16 protein-coding genes and 1 pseudogene are annotated in these 19,379 nt (G+C 41.1%); 6 read left to right on the top strand and 11 right to left on the bottom strand.

What is annotated here, in order from left to right; genetic code table 11:
- Positions 1 to 270: 270 nt before the first annotated feature.
- Together IM462_RS16365 and IM462_RS16360 are read left to right on the top strand one after the other, a co-directional pair.
- A complete protein-coding gene (locus tag IM462_RS16365) occupies positions 271 to 1,413 on the top strand; it encodes a sensor histidine kinase (RefSeq protein ID WP_287700692.1) in 1,143 nt (380 codons plus the stop codon).
- 35 nt (positions 1,414 to 1,448) lie between these two features.
- Positions 1,449 to 2,822, top strand: a complete 1,374-nt coding sequence (locus IM462_RS16360; RefSeq protein ID WP_287700694.1) for an ankyrin repeat domain-containing protein — start codon at positions 1,449 to 1,451, stop codon at positions 2,820 to 2,822.
- 85 nt (positions 2,823 to 2,907) lie between these two features.
- On the opposite strand, the gene IM462_RS16355 is transcribed toward IM462_RS16360, so the two are convergent.
- From IM462_RS16355 to IM462_RS16345, 3 genes are all read right to left on the bottom strand, one after another.
- Complete coding sequence (locus IM462_RS16355) at positions 2,908 to 3,633, bottom strand: Stp1/IreP family PP2C-type Ser/Thr phosphatase (protein ID WP_287700696.1); 726 nt, start codon at positions 3,631 to 3,633, stop codon at positions 2,908 to 2,910.
- 44 nt (positions 3,634 to 3,677) lie between these two features.
- Positions 3,678 to 5,366 (bottom strand): ABC1 kinase family protein, encoded by a 1,689-nt coding sequence (locus tag IM462_RS16350; RefSeq protein WP_287700718.1) that lies wholly within the window; start codon positions 5,364 to 5,366, stop codon positions 3,678 to 3,680.
- 90 nt (positions 5,367 to 5,456) lie between these two features.
- Positions 5,457 to 5,762, bottom strand: coding sequence for a DUF6825 family protein (locus tag IM462_RS16345; RefSeq protein WP_271925683.1), 306 nt, complete (start codon positions 5,760 to 5,762; stop codon positions 5,457 to 5,459).
- 272 nt (positions 5,763 to 6,034) lie between these two features.
- Between IM462_RS16345 and IM462_RS16340 the strand changes: the two genes are divergently transcribed.
- Positions 6,035 to 7,258 (top strand): ABC transporter substrate-binding protein, encoded by a 1,224-nt coding sequence (locus IM462_RS16340; protein WP_287700700.1) that lies wholly within the window; start codon positions 6,035 to 6,037, stop codon positions 7,256 to 7,258.
- Between the two features lie 287 nt (positions 7,259 to 7,545).
- Here IM462_RS16340 and IM462_RS16335 read toward each other — a convergent pair.
- Both IM462_RS16335 and IM462_RS16330 read right to left on the bottom strand, forming a co-directional pair.
- A pseudogene (locus IM462_RS16335) lies at positions 7,546 to 7,803 on the bottom strand (Txe/YoeB family addiction module toxin).
- Complete coding sequence (locus IM462_RS16330) at positions 7,800 to 8,033, bottom strand: hypothetical protein (protein WP_002792890.1); 234 nt, start codon at positions 8,031 to 8,033, stop codon at positions 7,800 to 7,802. The pseudogene IM462_RS16335 and the gene IM462_RS16330 overlap by 4 nt, the downstream one beginning before the upstream one ends.
- A gap of 565 nt (positions 8,034 to 8,598) precedes the next feature.
- Between IM462_RS16330 and glk the strand changes: the two genes are divergently transcribed.
- On the top strand, positions 8,599 to 9,567 hold the full coding sequence (gene glk / locus IM462_RS16325; RefSeq protein ID WP_287700703.1) for a glucokinase: 969 nt from the start codon (positions 8,599 to 8,601) through the stop codon (positions 9,565 to 9,567).
- 47 nt (positions 9,568 to 9,614) lie between these two features.
- Here the strand turns inward: glk and IM462_RS16320 are convergent, their stop codons facing one another.
- The 6 genes from IM462_RS16320 to acsF all read right to left on the bottom strand — a co-directional run bounded on the left by IM462_RS16320 (position 9,615) and on the right by acsF (position 17,759).
- Positions 9,615 to 10,712, bottom strand: coding sequence for a glucokinase (locus IM462_RS16320; protein ID WP_287700705.1), 1,098 nt, complete (start codon positions 10,710 to 10,712; stop codon positions 9,615 to 9,617).
- Between the two features lie 56 nt (positions 10,713 to 10,768).
- Positions 10,769 to 13,684: an AAA-like domain-containing protein gene (locus IM462_RS16315; RefSeq protein WP_287700707.1), complete on the bottom strand. Its 2,916-nt coding sequence runs from the start codon at positions 13,682 to 13,684 to the stop codon at positions 10,769 to 10,771.
- A gap of 14 nt (positions 13,685 to 13,698) precedes the next feature.
- Entirely contained in the window at positions 13,699 to 15,087 is a 1,389-nt protein-coding gene (locus tag IM462_RS16310) for an AAA-like domain-containing protein (RefSeq protein ID WP_287700709.1), read from the bottom strand.
- 108 nt (positions 15,088 to 15,195) lie between these two features.
- Positions 15,196 to 15,603, bottom strand: coding sequence for a Het-E N-terminal domain-containing protein (locus tag IM462_RS16305; protein ID WP_287700711.1), 408 nt, complete (start codon positions 15,601 to 15,603; stop codon positions 15,196 to 15,198).
- Between the two features lie 400 nt (positions 15,604 to 16,003).
- Positions 16,004 to 16,525, bottom strand: coding sequence for a zinc ribbon domain-containing protein (locus tag IM462_RS16300; RefSeq protein WP_194017145.1), 522 nt, complete (start codon positions 16,523 to 16,525; stop codon positions 16,004 to 16,006).
- Between the two features lie 157 nt (positions 16,526 to 16,682).
- Positions 16,683 to 17,759: a magnesium-protoporphyrin IX monomethyl ester (oxidative) cyclase gene (gene acsF, locus IM462_RS16295; protein WP_272014156.1), complete on the bottom strand. Its 1,077-nt coding sequence runs from the start codon at positions 17,757 to 17,759 to the stop codon at positions 16,683 to 16,685.
- Positions 17,760 to 18,345: 586 nt separating this feature from the next.
- Between acsF and IM462_RS16290 the strand changes: the two genes are divergently transcribed.
- Positions 18,346 to 18,570, top strand: a complete 225-nt coding sequence (locus IM462_RS16290; protein ID WP_287700715.1) for a DUF433 domain-containing protein — start codon at positions 18,346 to 18,348, stop codon at positions 18,568 to 18,570.
- A 20-nt stretch (positions 18,571 to 18,590) separates the two neighbouring features.
- Positions 18,591 to 18,905 (top strand): DUF5615 family PIN-like protein, encoded by a 315-nt coding sequence (locus IM462_RS16285; protein ID WP_287700720.1) that lies wholly within the window; start codon positions 18,591 to 18,593, stop codon positions 18,903 to 18,905.
- The last annotated feature ends 474 nt before the right edge of the window (positions 18,906 to 19,379 follow it).

The following is a 19,379-nucleotide window of genomic DNA, read 5'->3' as shown; positions in this document are numbered from 1 at the left end:
ATTGTTCATCTGATAAGTTTTGATAATCCATAATTTTGCTAATAAACATAGCAAAATTATAGATGATTTCCTGACCTAAGATCACATTTTATTCTTTTTTCCACTTCAATCTAAGAATTGAGAAAAAAGCAAAACCTTATACTATACCATAAAAAAATTATGCAAGAGGTGTACTTCATCTTTAAGAAAAAAGCTGTAAGAATCGACCTCGAAAATGTCTTGACCATCGAACCCGATTCGAGGTATTCTATCAGGGTAGATTAGACAGTAATGAAATTCAGATTTAAATTGGCAATGTTAAACCAGTTAAGAATTCTAATTGTTGATGATAATGAAGTAGATCGGATCGCCGTGCGCCGATTCTTAAGAACATCGGAGATGGCGATAGAAATAACAGAAGCCGCTGACTATCAAGAGGCTAAAGAAAAGATGTCCAATAATCTTTTCGACTGTATGTTTATCGATTATCTTCTACCCGATGGAGATGGTTTGACTTTGGTGCGGGAAATTCGGCAACAGGGACTTAAAATACCCCTAATTGTCTTAACCGGTCACGGAGACGAAGGAATTGCCGTAGATATGATGAAAGCCGGCGCTTCCGATTATCTGAGTAAATTTCGTCTTTCTGCCTCGCGCTTAAATCAAGCGATGCGAAACGCCCTACGCATCTATGAAGCGGAAGAAGAAGTGGCGATTGCCAAACAAGAAAAAGAGCAATTGGCTAGACAAAAAGAAGATTTTGTTTCGAGGATGACCCACGATTTGCGAACTCCCTTAGTGTCTGCCAATCACATATTAGAACTATTTCAAGAAGGTTTATACGGTGAGATTACTCCCGAAATGAGTCGAGTCATTCATGTGATTATTCGCAGTAATCAAAATCTCTTGGAAATGGTTAATAATCTTTTGGAAGTTTATTGTTATGAAAACGGCGAAAAGATACTTAATTTTACTAAATTAAAGATTATCGATATTCTCGAAGAAGTCTGTCAGCAGTTAACTCCCCTTGCCCGAGAAAAAGGACTAGAATTAAGCTTAAATGCCGAAAATGCTGGGGAAATTTTCCTAACTGGCGATCGCTTGGAACTGCGGCGCGTTTTTACCAATCTCATCGGCAATGCGATTAAATTTACCCAAAAGGGTGATGTGAAAATTCATCTCATCCCCGCTACAGAGGAAGATACTTTTGTCACCATTGTCGTCGAGGATACTGGTATAGGCATTTCAGCAGAAGAACTACCCCGGATTTTTGAGCGCCTGTACTCCAGTTCCCCAGACAGTTCCAACAATGGGTTAGGACTTTATCTCTCCCGTCGCATTATTGATGCTCATGGGGGAACTATTGCCGTCACCTCAGAATTAGAACGGGGTAGTAGCTTTTCTGTCCGTTTACCTGCCTATAAAGATCGATAATAGAAAAAATACTTTCTGCCGAGCGGTCACTGTTAATGGCTTCTAATTGGGATATCTTGTTAATACAAGCGGCACGTCAGGGCAATCTCGCCCGGGTTCAAGCTTTACTGAGTCAGGGGGCAAATGTCAACGCCACTGATGGCCAAAATACGACGGCTTTAATCTATGCCGTGCAGGGGGGTCATGGGGAAATTGTGGCAATTTTGCGAGAATTTGGCGCTCATATCAACAAAAGCAAACAACCTCAAGGTTTAACCCCTCTCATGTTAGCGGCTGCCCTCAATCACAGTGAAATCCTCGCTCAACTAATCGCTGCTGGTGCTAATATCAATCAGGTCAATCAAGATGGTACACCCGCACTACTAATCGCCGTTTATAAGGGTCATATAGCGATCGCAGAACAGTTATTAACCGCCGGTGCTCGGGTCAATATGCGCGATCGGGATGGAGATACGGCTTTATCTGTAGCGATCAGACAAAATTACGCCGCCATCGTCCGTTTACTGCTCGATAGTGGTGTAGATGACGAAATACGTCAAGAAGCTTGGTTACAGGCTCTCAACGCTAATCGCCAGGAAATCCTCGAATTGTTTATTACCCGTGGTCTGCCCCTCGATGCTCCCACTTTATCCGGGGAAACTCCCCTAATTTTGGCTGTAGAGAGGGGAAATCTCGGCAGCGTACAAACTTTACTGCAAGCCGGAGCCAATCCAAACATCAGCACGGAGGAGGGAGAAACTGCCCTGATGATCGCCGCTGCTGAGGGATATTTCGATATTGTCCGAATTTTACTCGCTCAGGGGGCCAGTGTTGACAATCAAAATCAGGCGGGAGAAACGGCCCTGCATCTAGGGACGATCGAAGGACATCTAGAGATCGTCCAGGCCCTACTACAAGCTGGCGCTTTTGTCAATCACCGCAACCATTTTGGCGATACACCCCTGATCATCGCCACGGTGCAGGGGTACGAAGCGATCGTTTTAGAATTGTTAAAACAGGGGGCGGAGCCTAACCTAACTCAGCAGGGAGAAACCCCCTTAACTTTAGCTCTACAGCGCAAATTTACGAAAATCTGCCGTTATCTCCTCGACTACGGGGCTAATCCCAACGCCGTTTATCCCGATGGCAAAACTGTCCTCATGAAAGCTTGTGAGGGCAATAATAGTCAATTGGTGCGCTGGTTAATCGATATCGGCGCTGATGTCAATAAACTCGATTTTAGCGGCGCTTCCGGTTTAATGTGGGCCAGTTATCACGGTTGTCTCGACACGGTTAAAGTCTTGTTAGACGGGGGAAAGGTGAACTTAAATCAGAAAAATCAAGGGGGAATGACCGCTTTAATGTTAGCTAAATTTAATCACCATCAGGCGATCGTTTCTTTATTACAACAAGCGGGAGCGATCGAGTAGGATCAGGCGATCGTTTCTTTATTACAACAAGCGGGAGCGATCGAGTAGGAGTGGAAGTTTGGCGAGCGCTGATCGCTATTTCCTCTCAATTTTGCGTTACCATGACCACGGTGATATTATCAGAACCGCCGGCTTCTTTGGCCGCTGCCACTAAATTCTTGACAATTTCCTGACAATCAGCACCAGTTTGCAAATAATCACTAATTTCCTCGTCGGTCACTTCTTCCGTCAAACCATCACTACAGAGAATTAAACTATCGCCGGATTGCAGATCGAGGGGAGATACCGTCACTGGGGGCAAATCGCGACGACCAAGACATTGAAATAAAATGTGCCGCCAAGGGTGGTTTTTCGCCTCTTCTTTGGACAGATCGCCCATTTTTATCGCCCTAGCTATCCAAGTATGATCCTCCGTCACCTGTTCTAATTTTTGCTCACGAAAGCGATAGAGACGGGAATCACCAATATGGGTGTACCAAGAGCCATCATCTCGGACGATAGCCATGACTAGGGTTGTCCCCATGTCCTGTCTTTCGGGATGTTTCAGTTGATCTTCAATAATCTTCTCGTTAGCGACGGTAATTGCCTCCTGCAGCAATTCTCCAGCAGTCAGGGGCGAATTCCAGTGTTCTTCTAGATGAGCTTGGATAGTTTCAGTGGCGATTTGACTAGCTTCCTGGCCCCCCGCATGACCCCCCATACCATCAGCAACGATAAAAAAGCGCTGCTCGGGGTCGATATAATAACTATCCTGATTAACCGACCGCACTACACCAGGATCGGTCATTCCTCCAAAAGAAAGATTGTTCATCGAAATTTCTGCTTTTAACACAATATTTATTATCCCGCAATCAATTACATCATGCGATCCTGACGTTCAATTTTTCGCCAAAGTCTCACAAGAGCTATCCCCGGCAGCAGCGAAATCGCCATCGGTATTAGAGTTAACCAACCAAAACCACTGACAAATAGAAGCGTCGCCGAGATAAGCAAAGCACTGATCAGTAAAGTATAGTTGGTTCCCATTTGAATCATACCCAATCGCCGCAAAAGTCGATCAGATTCGCTCGAACGTACCCGAACACGGATATCACCCCGTTCTAATTTTTCGATCGTATCATCGATGCGTCGGGGTAAACTCAGGGCGGTGCTGCTCACTTGGGCCGCTTGTCGTCCTAACTCATCGAGGATATTACTGCCATTATTTCCTGTCATATCATTTACTAATTGCAGGGCAAAAGGTTGGGCCACTTCCATAAAGTTAAATTCGGGATCGAGTCCTTTGCCTACGCCTTCTAGGGTGGAAAATGCCCGCATGACGAAGGTAAAGGTAGCGGGAAAGCGAAAAGGCTGATCGTAGGCGATTTCATAGAGATCATCGCTGATAGAGGCCACGGACTGCTCCTCAAAGGGTTTATCCATGAAGTTATCGAGCATATACTGGATCGATCGCCGCACTGCTCCCATATCACCATTAGCAGTTAATGCTCCTAAATCCACCAGAGAAGTGACCACGCGATCGGCATCTTTTTGGGCAATTCCCAAGAGAGTCTGCATTAATTTTTCGCGCACATTGGTTTTAATTTGTCCCATCATGCCGAAATCGTAGAAAATTAGGGAGCCATCACTATCAACGGCGATATTGCCGGGGTGGGGATCCGCGTGAAAAAAGCCGTTATTGAGCAGTTGAATTAGATAGGCTTTTGCCCCCAGTTTAGCCAACAATTTGCGATCGAGTCCGGCCGCTTCTAGGGCTTCATAATGACTGATTTTGATGCCGGGGAGGTATTCTAGGGTTAAAACCTGGGGAGAAGTGTAGCGCCAATAGACTTTCGGTACTTTCACCCAATCTTCCCCGCGAAAATTACGGCGAAAAGTGTCAGCGTTACGACCTTCATTGAGATAATCGGTTTCTTCCCAGAGGATTTTACAGCATTCTTCATAAATACCCGTCCAATCGCGACCTTTACCCCATTTGGGATGATTTTGGAAGTATTGGGCGATTTTTTTCAGGATAGCCAGATCGATACTAAATAATTTTTTCAATCCGGGCCGTTGGACTTTGACCACCACATCTTCCCCGGTGTTCAGTTGGGCCCGGTGAACTTGCCCTAAACTAGCGGCTGCCAGGGGAATAGGATCAAAGCTTTTAAAGAGTTGATTGAGGGGTTTACCGAGGGATACCTCGATGATTTTGCTAGCCTGTTCGTAGGTAAATGCGGGAACCTGATCCTGTAGTTTCGATAATTCTTCCACATATTCGAGGGGAAAAAGATCGGCCCGGGTGGAGAACAGTTGACCGACTTTAATAAAAGTGGGACCCAATTCTAGCATGGTTTCCCGAATCCAAGCGGCTTGTTTTCTGCGTCTGCCGGCGAGTTTTTCCTCGCTATAGCCGCCGTTATAGCTCCATTTTTTACCGTTGAGCCAGAATTGATAAAGTACGGTGAGAACGAATCGCCAAATATCTAGACGACGACGATTGATGGAATAGTTTTCTCGATTCCAACGATAGCTATTTTTGGCGACTTCGAGGGCCGGCATTGCTGGGTTTAACTCTGGGGTAATGGGGACGGGTAGAAAGGCTGACACGCAATTTTTGGGGCTTTAAAGCGACTAAAAGAGGTTTTTGGGTTAATTACGGTAGTTTTTTAGTTCCGAGCGCAATTGGGCGATTTCAGCCCGCATTTCGTCGATGTTTTCCTGCACGTCGGCACTGGGGGAACCACTGGAGTCTGTATCAGTATATACTCCCTTTTCCATGGCTCGATCGGCTCTCATTTGCACTTCTTCGACGAATTGCCGCAGGTTTTCCCGTTGTTCGGCATCAAATTTGCCTAATTCGCTTAAAGCGTTGGTAAACGCATCTTCTAGCTGTTCACTGACCACTTCAGCGATCGCTCGTCCGAGGAAAAAGGCGTGAATAACGGGGTTAGTCATAATCTTAAATGGATGTTTTCGCTTGCTGGGTTTTGTGAACGGGAAAGGCGATAATAGATTCCCTAACTACTAGGTTAGGCGACAGAACCAGAAAAGGCAAATCGTTTTCGGAAAACGGAGGTGACACGGGGGGGTTAATCGACAAAATTAGCGGAAAGAAAGGGTGCTAAGGGAGCAAAATCCGATTCGATCGCGTCGAGAATTATCGCTGAAATCAACCCGATTAGCGAAATAATAGTGTCATCAACAATATCAGTCCCCGGAGAGTTAAGATGCTCAGAAAACGTTTATTAATCCCCTTAATCTTATCCCTAGTCACTTTCGGTCTAGTGGTGGCCTGTAATTCCGGCACTCCCACCAGTCAAACTAACCCCAGTCCCGCAGAAAACGCCGCCACTGCTGCTATTCCCATCGGTGCAGCTTTAGCTCAAACCAGCAATCTCGCCCTATTGGGACAGGAACAGGTGATCGGTGTCAAGATGGCTGAAACATATTTTAATAAAAAGGGCGGAGTCAATGGAACACCGATTAAAGTTATTATCCAGGATGTGGCCGGGGATGAACAGGGCGCAATCAACGCCATCAATACCCTGATCACTCAAGATAAAGTGGTGGGTATTCTTGGTCCCTCCCTGTCCCAACAAGCTTTTGCCGCTAGTCCGATCGCCGATCGAGCCAAAGTTCCCATTCTCGGCCCCTCTAACACGGCTAAAGGTATCCCCCAGATCGGTGAGTATGTGGGTAGGGTGTCCGCTCCTGTGGCTGTGGTTGCTCCCAATGCGGTTAAAACCGCTTTAAAAATCGATCCCAAGATTAAAAAAGTGGCTGTCTTTTTTGCCCAAAATGATGCTTTTAGTAAATCGGAAACGGAAACTTTTCAAGAAACCCTAAAGAGTTTAAATCTTGATATTATCACCGTGCAGAAATTCCAAACCACCGATACAGATTTTCAAAACCAAGCCACCGCCGCTATTAATATTAAACCGGATTTAGTGGTTATTTCTGGTTTGGTTGCTGACGGAGGAAATTTGGTCAAACAGTTGCGACAATTAGGCTATCAGGGGTTAATTATTGGTGGCAACGGTTTAAATACTTCTAATATTTTCCCTGTTTGTCAAGCTCAATGTGATGGTATTCTCATCGCTCAAGCTTATAACCCGGAATTAGATAATCCTATTAATCGGGATTTTGTCGCCGCTTATACAGCAGAAAATAAAAAAGCACCGCCCCAATTTACCGCTCAAGCTTTTACGGGAATTCAAGTTTTTGTCGAGGCCTTAAAACGGGTAGATGATAAAAATAAACTCAGTACACTTTCCCTCGAACAAATTCGCCAACAATTAAATCAGGAAATTTTAGCGGGTAAGTATGTCACTGTCCTGGGAGATATTGCTTTTACTCCCGAAGGGGAAATCATTCAGGATAAATTCTCCGTCGCACAAATTAAAATGGATGCCGATGGTAAAAATGGTAAATTTACTTTTGTGGAAAATTAATAAGTAAGTGGTTCTTCTCGCTTCTACCTCGTTGCAAGGGTATCCCTTGCAACGAATTTCCAGAGGTTCTAGCTTTTGTGTAATCCTAAATCCTGTTTAAAGTATTCAAGAATGTTAAAGTCGAGTCCAAAATCAACATAATCCTGTTCTGACTTGCAATGTTCTATTCAATTAATTTCTCATAAAAGAAAAATGTAGGTTGGTTTTCACTTTCTTCAGAAATTTTTCTTAAGTTTTCGTGTACCCTAATTCTTGCTCTCAGCTAGTTCTGGAATTTCAGGGGATTATTAGTAGTGAAATTTACAGGAAACAATAACAATTTCTTCATCAGACACGCTATAAACTAGGCGATGTTCTTTTGTAATGCGTCGTGACCACAATCCTGATAGTTCATGTTTTAATGCTTCTGGTTTTCCTAATCCAGAAAAAGGCTATCTTTGAACGTCTTTAATCAGGCTGACAATTTTAGCGTAAACTTTTTTATCTGCGATTGCCCATTGATTAAACTCATCAAAACTTCGGGTTAGAAAGGCGACTTTCCTCATAAGTTAGCAGCATCTACATAAATATAACTATCAGGATTTTTCAGAGATTCTATTGCCTCTTGGAGATGTTGACGGTTAGCTTCTGTGGAAAGCAGATAGTCGGTTTCATCCATTTCAGCCGCTTCTTTAATCAACAAAATCGCTTCGACAACTGTTCCTTCTGGTAAGTCGAGGGGAGGTAAACTAAGTTGACCATTTTTGATGATTGTTTGGTATTTTAGTGCATTCATATAATTCTACTATTCTTGATATTCTATTAATTATAGCAGTTTCAACGATAACTTGGATATTCTCGTTTCTGTATAGTCTTACCTCGTTGCAAGGGTATCCCTTGTAACAGATTTCCAGAGGTTCTAGCTCTTGTGTAACCCATCAGGGAAGGGAGGGAGACACTCCCTCCCTTGTCTTCAGTGTTAAGAATGTTGGACATAGATAAACAGGCGATTTAGTGGGAAAAATGCGCTCGCTGTCAGGGAATCTGCTTAGAAGCGGCTCAATTTAGCTAATATAAACAGAATTTTGCCACAAAAGTTCTTGTAAATCTAGCTAGGGGTTGCTGAATAAATCTAAGTGGGTGGGTGGAATTAAATATAAGATGAACGTAGGTTGGGCTTCGGCCGTGAGCTCAGCCGAACGGTTGAAGCATGAAACCCAACGCCCGCTCATGTTACACTACCGCTAACCCATCCTACAAATAATTGTGCCTCCCTACTTAAGTGTTCTGATAATTGGAACAGAGATCGCAATATATTTGATATGCTATAATCTTGAACAGTTTCGTTAGTAGTTAAATCCATGCTAGTTTTATCCGGTGATATTGGTGGCACTAACACCAGGTTGTGTTTGGTAGAAACGGACGGAAAAAATGAATCAACTCTCCGAGAAGAAATTTATCCGAGCGGCAATGAGGGTTTAGTTCCTTTAGTGCGACAATTCCTGGGTGATGAGTGTAATGTTTATAAGGCTTGTTTTGCTTTGGCTGGCCCTGTTCTGAACAACAAATGTAAAATCACTAATTTACCTTGGCCAGAATTAGATGCGGCCCGGTTACAAGAAGAATTGAACATTGCTAAAGTGAGTCTTATTAATGATTTTGTAGCAATTGGCTACAATATTGTCTTAGAAAAAAATAAATCTTTAGTTACTTTACAGGAAGGTGAATTTTTGCCTGATGCGCCGATCGCTATTATTGGGGCGGGTACGGGTCTGGGAAAGGCGTTTGCAGTTCCTGAAGGTGATAGCTATCGAGTGTTTCCAACGGAAGGAGGCCACGAAAGTTTTGCTCCTGATAATTTGTTAGCTCAGGAGTTATTGGCATATCTTCGGGCCGACGGCAAGGTTGATGTGGAACGGGTGGTTTCTGGCCCAGGAATTGTTGATATTTTTCGTTTTTTGCAGGATCGCAAGTTTGCTTCTGAAGATGCGGGTGATTTTTTAAGTCAACCTGATCCTGGGGCGGCGATCGCTAAAGGAGCAGCAGCAGGTCATTTTCTTTGTCAGCAAACAATGGCAATTTTTGTAGAAGCTTTTGGGGCTGCCGCAGGGGATATGGCGGTGAGTTTTTTACCGTTTGGCGGTTTATATATTGCGGGGGGAATTGCAGCCCAAAATATTGAATTGATGCGGAATGGCAGTTTTATTAAGGCATTTACAGATAAGGCACGGGTTAATCCTGTTTTGCTAGAAAAAGTTCCTGTCCATATTGTTTTGAATACCCTGGAGGGATTAAGAGGTGCAGTAAAATACGCTGCTACAAAAATGTAGAAGCATAGGATAGACAATCCTAGAAGTTGTCTTGATTGTGAGGGTATTCAATGCCCTTTTTGTTGATTTGCCCTCATAATTGCAAATCTACCATTAGTTACAAAACCCGCCTCAATAGCGTGTCGAGCTGCCCCCCACATGACAATGCTGTTATCTTGAAAAACTTTAACAGAAATGCCTTCGTTATAAGCTTTGAAATTTCCCTCTTTATCAATAAAGGCATTGATAAATTTGCCTTCTTTCAAGATTTCAATGGGAATATCAATACCGCCAATATAAACTCCGCCACTGGCTTTATAGGTAAGAGCCAAATTCCCTGCTTGCGCTCCCCAAATAGAGATAAAAAAATCCAAAACTTCTTTACATAATGGATTCCCTTCCTGGGCAGCTTGAATGATAGCATCAGCATCATTGATATTTGGCTGATTTTCCCATTCAGAAAGACTTTGAAAAAAATGATAAATTCTGGTTAAACCAGGAGCAGATAGAACATACTCATAACTAACGGGGCTATTATCCCCCTGCTCTTGTTTCAGTTCTTTCAGAAATTGTAAAAGTTCCCAATCTTTATCTATTCTAGCACCGAAGTCCGCATGACCACCTTCCGAGGAGATTGGTTTTAACCCTTTTTTTTCATCATGGCTATACCATAATGCTTGACCTAAACCTCCACTCACTAGCATTAATACTCGGCGATCTTCAGGATTTGGGTGAGATTTACCAGGATAAAGTTCTTTTAGCTGATCTTCTCCATTTCCCAAAAAAATACCATAGCCAATTGCTTCCATATCATTGATAAAAGAGACAGGAACATTGTTATAGGGAAGTTTTTGTCTGAATTCATGCTCTGTAAAAGTTGCTTTAAATTCCTTGCGATCAACTCTAGCCTCGCCATGATCAACAGGTCCTGCTATACCAAAACAAGCACCATAAATATCTTCATTATCACTATATTGCCCATAATAATATTGCTCTAAAAATGTCTCTATCATGTTTTCCAAGCCTTGAGCATAATCCTTAGTTGTATAAGTTTCATGGGCAATTAAGGCATCCAGCATCACTTTTTTTTGAGAGTCATCTTTTTTGTGAGTAAAAAGACCGAATTCGCTTTTATCACCTGCAATTTTGCCAGCGAGAATGACCATAAAATTGACTCCTTTATAGTAAATATATCTAAATGAAAACAGCAACCAAAAAAAGACTAAAAACCTAATTCTTCTAGCTCATTTTTAATCTCCTTAATTTTTGCTTGTGAGCGTGTTACAACCAGTCCTAAATTAATTCCATCAGGAGCGATAAAGCAAATAGCAAAAGGTGTTGTTAGTTCGACAAAATAAACCATCATCGTTCCCCCCGCCAATTTAAAAATTGAGTATGTGAGATTGCCAAAGGCAGTTACCTTGCCAAAATTATCTAAAGCTTCTTGAATCTTGCTGAGGGATTCAAATCCTTCAATTGCTTCTCCTACTGCATCACCACCGTCTGCAAAAAGAGCACGATAAAGCTCTGGATCATCAGATTTGAGTCGTTTATTGTGATACAGTGGTAGTCCATTCTCTAGATTAAAAATAAGGATTGATTTTAGGTGTCCTTTTGAGGTGGTAACAGTCTCGTCCAGAAGAACATCAAGTTTTTCTTGTTCGGGTCGTTGTTGTGTCATAAGAGAGATTCTCGCAATTTTAGTCTTGAGGAAGTTAAATACTAATTCCTGAAAATAATTTTCGTTTAAATTTTGATATTTGTCAAGTATTTTTCCGCATTCTTTTAGGGGTTCTTGGATTTGAGATTGGTCTATTTCCCCAAGACAGTATTGGTCGAAGGTAATAAAAATTCTTTGTTCTCTCTCAGGGTAAGAGCTATGGGGAGCAAGAGCAAAGTCAAATAGTTCTTGATAACTCCAGTTTTTGATCTGCGATCTAACAAGAAATTCTAGGTATTTACGGATATTTTCGACAGGAATATCAGACTCATTTACCCATTCTAAAAGCTTTTTTAAGGCAGCAGTTTGAGAGGTTGTCCATTGTAAAATCTCTCGGAGTAGAAAGTCAGAGTAGTTATTTTTCCCTTGTAATGATGGTCGAGAAGTTGTGATCAATAAAACAGCTTCAGATTGAACAGAAGGTGAAGCTGTTGTCCAGACTTCCGCCACTAAACTGGTCATTACAAATTCAATCTCTCCTTCCTCTAATTTAGGTGTGGGCTTTTTTCCTAGCCATTCTAGGGCCAGTTTTAGATCATTATTTTGTAATAAATAAGATGATTCTTGACGATCCGAATGTTGCCAATCTCGAAAAGCTTTTGTATAGGGACGGAGTCCCGCCATGACTTCCTTGATCCAGTTTTGATTTAGAATTTTTTCATAAATCTTGTTGAGTATTCTTAAATTATGCTCCTTATCTAGAATTATAAAACACATATCTTTTAGTTTACGATGTTGTGGATTTTTTTCATCGAAGAGAATCGGCTCGTTTTGAGTAATTTTTTCAAAGAGAGAAATTAACTCAAAACTGTCGTCCTGATTTAAAAATTGGTCTCGATCTTTCTGAAACTGATCATATTCCTCAAAAAGATTGAGATGTGAGAAAACTAAATCTTCTAGCCGACCGTGAACTTCATTCTGTTGTAAATCTACAACGTTATTGTTTTTAGCAATATGAAAAACTATTCTATTGAATTTATGTAACCCTCCTGTCAAATCATTGGCCGATTGAATTATACTTTCCATCGTCCCTTCATTGATCTGTAAATCAGAAAATAAATTTTTGACTTCTCCCCAAAAAGCCTCCGATAGATCTAAAAACCTACCTTCTTTTTCATAAAGTTTCCCGTTATCCTTCTTAAATTTTATCCTCCATTGCTGTACCCGATCACATTTGGTGCCGTACAATAAGTAACGTTCTTGTAGATCATAATCCAGATTATTAGTTTCTTTCCATTTTTCCCATTCGTTCCAACTGTCAAATTCTTCAGTATATAAACGAAGTTTTGCTTTCTCTTGTTTAACCCAACTTGGGTTAAATATTTGTTCATATATACGATTATAGAGTTTTAACTTACCTTCATTTTTTAAAACCAAACCAGACAATCTTAGTGCTGTTTGCCCCTCACTTCTACAGTCATACTCTATCTGTCTCTTTTCTAAAATTTCCTTGTATAAATCAAGCGTTTCAAAAGCTTTTTTTTGGTTACCTACAAGCTTGGTTTGTATTGTCGTAAAATGAGTGTCATCTTGCCAATTATTAATAATCTCGGAAATTACTACTTCTTCAACATTAGTGAACTGAGGGTGAGTACTTTGACGTTTTTTGACTATAAGGTCACAAATCTTTTGAGTTAGAAAAGGTTGTCCTCCAGTCCAATTAAGGATTTCCTGCAATGTACTTATATCTTCTATGCCAGCATTCAATAATGGTTGCATCGTCTTAAGTGATTTTTCATTGTTTAGGTCAGTTGGAAATGGACTTAGGGTGACGGAAGTTCCAATATTAAAAGATGGCGTATTTTCATTCTTATTCCTAATCAAGTCATCAATCGATGCTAGTCCTATAAGACAAAAAGTTAGTCTTGAATACTGAGGCTTACTTCTTCTTTCTTCATGGCAACCTCGAATAAATTCAAAAAACTCATCAGTAGAAAAAGGGAATTCTATAACAGAGCCAATTTCATCAATACAAAAAACAATATCTCCCCTGATATTTTCCAATAAATGTCCTTCAAGAAAATCTTCATATTTACGTAAGTTAGAACCAGGACGAGCTTCCCACCATTTTTCTAGTTTTGTTGATACGTCCTTTAATGTTGTATTTTCATTTAGTAAATCTATTTTGTAATTTATTAGCGAATCCACTATAATCGCAATAATTTGTTCCTTGTACCATTGTTCTGAATTTTTGGGACTGTTCTTGCCCATGTAGTGATACAAATAGAAAATGCCAACCTCTTTTAATCGTTTTCCTGTTCGGAATGACAAGCTGGTTTTGCCCGTTTGTTTGGATTCTAAAAGACAGCAAAATTCTCTGTTTTTTAATGCGTCAAATAATTGACTATCTGCATCTCGTTTAATATAGGTGGGGGATTCTATTGGTAAAGAACCACTATGATAATAGAGATTAGTCATATTAAGCTATTCCTTTAACTTGTAACTTGATCAGAGTTGGCAATCAATTCTTTGTAAAAATATTTACGGTATAGATCACAACTTGAAATAGAATCATTATTGTCATCTGCCGCAACAATTAGTCCTAGATTGTTTAGTCTGGTGAATGAATCTGAACTTAATCGCACGCTACCTCGAATCAGTACTTCCTTATAGTCTGCCATTAAGTCTTTATTGGGTTGTAAATGATTTGTTAGTATCAAGCTAAGATGTGAAGCAAAAATTCCTGCTCTCGAAGAGGATTTTCTTAAGAAGATTTCCATCGTTTCTTTTTCTTGATTGTTCAAATAGCGAAGAGATTGCTGGATTAATTGAGGATGTCCATTTAAAAATTCAACAAGGGATTTTAAATCTTCATCACTTAATCTTGTTTTTAATCTCTCATAGTTAGACAATAAGTTTTTGACTTGTGATTGACTGAAGCCCTTTAATCCATGTCTAAAATTTACATCATCTCCTACATTAAAGGGAGATTCATTTGTAGGAAAATCAGGAAACTTTGTTGTTGAATAAGCCATAATTATGCGTAGCTTTCTCCATATTTGACCTAAAGTATTATCTGGTTTCTGCTTTTCATGCCAGCTTCGTAAAAGACTGCCAATAGATACACAAACCTCTCTTTCTATAATCAAAAGTTCAAAGTGATCTAATGCTAAAACTAGATTGTTTGACATCTCTGATAATAGATAAAGAAAGTCGCTTTCGTCATGGTTACGGATATTACGATTTAAAATTTCAGAAAGCTTCAAGCAAAGAAGTGACAAAAAATTGTTATTGTTTGAAACTGTAGGTAGCATTGGATCTCTGAAGTCAATTTTTATCGTTTTATAATTTAGTTCCCTTTCCGCATAACTGGTTATATAATTGATCAACATTGTTTTGCCCATTTTTTGCGGGGCTGCAATTCGGAGAAGGCACGGGGATTCTTGTATTGACTCACAACACAATCGCTCAAGATATGGACGTTTTATGTATATTGGATCACTATTTTGATCAATGGGTAAACTAATCGGATTTTCCCTTATTTCCTGACCAGGTAACTGTATCATTACATTTACATTGCCGTCGCGACTTGTGATATCACCGAGCCTAATAATATGACCATCTCTTGATGTATTCATAGAATAATTTTCAGTCGTAGAAGAATTATCGTTATTAGATATTGTTACTCCCTGTTCGGCCTTCGGTAAATCATTCATCTCTGCCTCAAATTCTCGAATTAACTTTTTCAAATCGTCTCTTTCCTGTTTAATCCTTTCCTTGTCTCCAGGCGCAGCAGTAACTAACGCATTAAGTTTATCGGCTAATTGGTTTTTTAAACGAGCGATATTGTCCTCGATATTTTTTTGATTTGCGTCTGACATAAGCATTTTGAGTGTAAGTCTTGAGATTTTGGGTGCAATTTCAATTATCAATAAAAATACCTATTGCGAGGTAGCTATTGTGCGTCAGCAAGTTATCATCTTTGACTTTTATTCAATTGTAATAGTGGTGTTACCCTCTTTTGTAATGACATCCCCAAATACGTTGACTTTCACATCACGGCCAGCTGTTGCTTTTAAGTTTAAGTCGGGAGAACCACCTTGAATAACAGATTCAGAGTTTAAAGTATCAATTAATGTCTTTGCTGCTCGCAAAATCTCGGTGTCTTTCTCAACACTAAACTCAGTGATTTTGGTTTTTAGTAGTCCCTCTGCTTTGTCAATATCTTCAGGTTTCGCATCAACTACTGCCTGAGCCAAGGCATCACCCTCAAATTTTTTCTTCAACAAATGTTTCAACCCATTATAGGCATCCTTAACCGCCGTACCAGCCGTATCCTTCGCTGCCGCAGTCGCACCTGCCACCAATGCTGTCAAAATAATAGCTATGGGTTCCATTGCATTAACACCTCGACTTAACAAACGCTATTTTGAGTTATGGGTTTCAGTATAGCAAAATTGGGCAGTTCAGCAATTCCCCCTTGAAATACAGTTCTTCTCCAGAGCAACTGATCTTTACACCGGTTGCTTTATTACTTTGGCACAGCCAATTCCCTATTCGATAAACTTTTTGATCGCTGTGGACGAATCTGGTTAGAAGCAGGTCAATTCAGCTAATATAAACAAAATTTGGGAGCATCTCACCTTTGTAACCTTTAAATCAGGTTTTTATGTCAAGCTATTTTGAAAGCCTTGCTAGAAAACAGTTTTAGTGACAAGTATAATTACTCACCTGCATAAATGAGATGCTCCCCAAAATTTTGCCCGAAAAGGAGTTATAGATTTAGCTAAACAGGTTTTATTGCTGTAACTGATGACCACAGCTACTACAAAAGCGATCGGTTGCCGCTACTTTTGCCCCGCATTGACTACAAAATCGCGTTTTACTGACGGTTTTTGCGTCTCCCATACTCATTTTCATATCTCCCATCTCCATTTCCATAGGGGCAAAATTCATCGACATATTACCCATTTTCATCGGTTGCATCGGTTGCATCGGTTGCATCGGTGAGGAGGAGAAACTGGTAGCAGTTGTCGATTGAGAGGACTGAGAAACTCCAGAGGTATGAGGAGAGGAAAAACCGATACTGCTCCCTTGAATTTGGATTCTGTGGGGTCCGGTTTCAGTGATAATTTCAATAATCGCCCCTTGGGGAATTATCTCTATTTGGGGTTCTTTTGTCCAAACTCCCGTAGCAAAACTACTGCTAGACTGCTGTTGTTGTCCCACTGCACCACTAGCGAGGGTTACAATCGTCTGCAGCCCTTGATTATCGAGATAGAGACGTTGTCCTGTGGGTAATTCACTATAAATAGCCATATTTTTGACAGTGAAAAGTAAAAAGTAAAAAGCTAGTTAACACCCCTAGGATCCAGTCTAGCGAGGATAAAAATGTTAGAGGATTTTCTTAAGAATTTTATCGACAAAAAAAGGGTGGTTTTACCCACCCTCACCATGTCTCAAGAAAACAAACTTTTTAACGGACGCTACCGGCTAATTTATCGACCCGAATCGGTTTCATCAGGTACAATTTGAGGAATTGCCAAGCATTAGAGGCGAAGATAGGCAATTTCTTCAGGAATTTAACCGGTGCGGCACTGTTTTCGCTATCGATCGCCCGTAATCCCTCGTTATTGCGAACACAAATCTCTAGGCGATCATAAAATTCAGGACTATCCACATCGAGAACAATCGGGAAGACGCGGCCGGCGGTTTCATTGGTCTTCTCGATTACATACTTATCGTACTCGCGAGCGTCCAAACCGAGAATGGCGTAGAAACCAGAACGCTGAGTATCATTGAGGTACATCGTAGCGAAGACCGAAAGCAGGAAGAAACGACACCAGAGACGAGCGCGCCAATCATTAAGAATATCAGGCTGCGCACGCATGAGCGCATCAAAGAAGTCCCCGTGACGGTTTTCGTCTTGACACCAATTCTCGAAGAAGTTAAAAATCGGATAAACCCGATCTTCGGGATGTTGTTCGAGATGACGATAAATGGTGATATAACGCCAATAACCGATTTTTTCGGAAAGATAGGTGGCGTAGAAGATAAATTTCGGTTTAAAGAAGGTGTAGTTACGGCTTTTGGTTAAAAATCCCAAGTCAAGGGAGAGGTTAAAATCCGATAAAGCCTTATTAAGGAACCCAGCGTGACGCGCTTCGTCCCGGGACATGAGGTTAAAGCATTCCGCGAGAACGGGATTTCTGTTTTTTAAACGTCTGCCGAGTTCTTTGTAGAGAAGAAAGCCGGAAAATTCGGCCGTGCAGGATCTTTCCAGAAATTCCACGAATAAGCGGCGAGTTTCGCCATCAATATGCTCCCAAGAGCGATCGAATTCTTGATTGCGAACGAAGTGATGCCGGTTATAATCGGTACGGAATTCCTCTAAAATCGCTTTCAGTTCTTCCTCGTTAGCGGCGATCGACATTTCCGCCATCGCTTCAAAATCAGTGGTGTAGAAGCGGGGAGTGAGGATCGTTTCTTTAGCGGGAACTTTTATACCCGGACGGATTTCCTCGAATTCTGGTTTTTGGATCGTGCTGACCATAGGGATTATTGGTTTTACTCTGGGATGATGATTGAGACGAGTAAAGGCTCTGACTTGATAATGACGAGCCGTGAAAAAACGGCTAGGATTCACTATAGCAAGCTCTCAGCCCTAGACTCCCTTCCTGTTCATTAAAAGTTACAACTCTTAATTAAGCTGTGTAAACAAACGCGGCTTTTTCCCCAGGAGTCTTGACAACTGTTCGGAGAGGTGGAGTTTGTTCGGTGATCAGTAAACAGTCATCAGTAATCGGTAAACTGAAAACTCACACCTGATAACAAGGGACGAATCTAAAACCTAATTGGTTAAGTTAAAAGCTTTGATGTGCTTAGTTTCTATCTTCCTAGAATCCAGGAAAACTCCTGTTATTTTAGCTTGTTGTCAGGAATTAAGTTAAACAAGGTTTTTGGCAATATGCTAATCTGGCTAACACGCTTTTGGGTGTGATATAGGGAAAACTTCTGGCGATCAGATATACAGAAGGTTGACCCATATCGTTACCCCAGAGAGTGTTATACAGAAAGTTGACCTATAATCAACTGGCTTGAGTTGGGTTAGGATAGAACTTATTTTAAAGTGGAATAGCATGTCAGACTTACTCACAAGAATTACTGTCAATCCTAAACAATGTGGTGGTCGTCCCTGCATTCGAGGCATGAGAATTAGGGTATCAGACGTACTGGACTTATTTGCGGCTGGACTAAATGCTGAACAAATCTTAGAAGAAATGCCTGATTTGGAGGCAGATGACTTAAAAGCAGCACTTCTACATGCCTCACGTAAGCTTAATCACCCAGTGTTGGTAGCATGATAATCTAGGTAGACGCACATCTGTCACCTGCAATTGCAACTTGGATTTCCAGCACTTTTGGAATAACAGCATTAGCTTTAGGCGATATTGGTTTGAGAGATGCTGAAGACCCTGAGATTTTCGAGGCGGCAAAGGCTCAAGGAGTTATTTTCATGACTAAAGACAGCGATTTTGTTGATCTAGTTGAGCGTCTTGGATCGCCACCACAAATCATCTGGTTAACGTGCGGCAATACTTCCAATGTCCGGTTGCGAGAAATTTTGAGTGCTACTTTGCTAGAAGCATTAGAACTTTTACTAGCAGGTGAAGCGTTAGTCGAAATCAGCGGAAACTAGCAGCGCAAGCTAACAGGTGTCCATGCACACCGACCGCCAACAATTGATCGGTTATGAGACAGAGGTGGTTTGCGGCGGGTGATGGGCACTTTTATGCCTACATCTTTCATCAAATATAAGTAAGAACTGGTATAATTCGTTTTAGGAAAAATATCAGTAAGACCTGTGAATCTATTGTTATTTCATATTCCTTTGATCGCTGCAGGCGTTGTTGTTGGCGGCGTAGTGATTGCATCTGGGGGTTCGGGACTTCGGTCTGGTGTGGCAGCGATCGCAACAGGGGCAAGTGGTTTTGCGACATCTGCTTTGCTGATACAGTCACAGTCTAGTAAACAAGAGACCTCTTGCATAAATCCGAAAACAAACGATAGAAACAATAATGGGAGGGACTTTCAGTTAATTATTTATTAGTAGTTGATAATCTTCAAAAATGTTGCTGTACAAGGATCGACTTAAGACTTTTGCAAGAGGTCT

Source organism: Microcystis sp. M144S2 (genome assembly GCF_020246065.1).
In the GTDB taxonomy this organism is placed as follows: domain Bacteria; phylum Cyanobacteriota; class Cyanobacteriia; order Cyanobacteriales; family Microcystaceae; genus Microcystis; species Microcystis ichthyoblabe_A.
The sequence above is the reverse complement of the archived record's forward strand: the minus strand, read 5'-3'. Positions and strand labels throughout refer to the sequence as shown.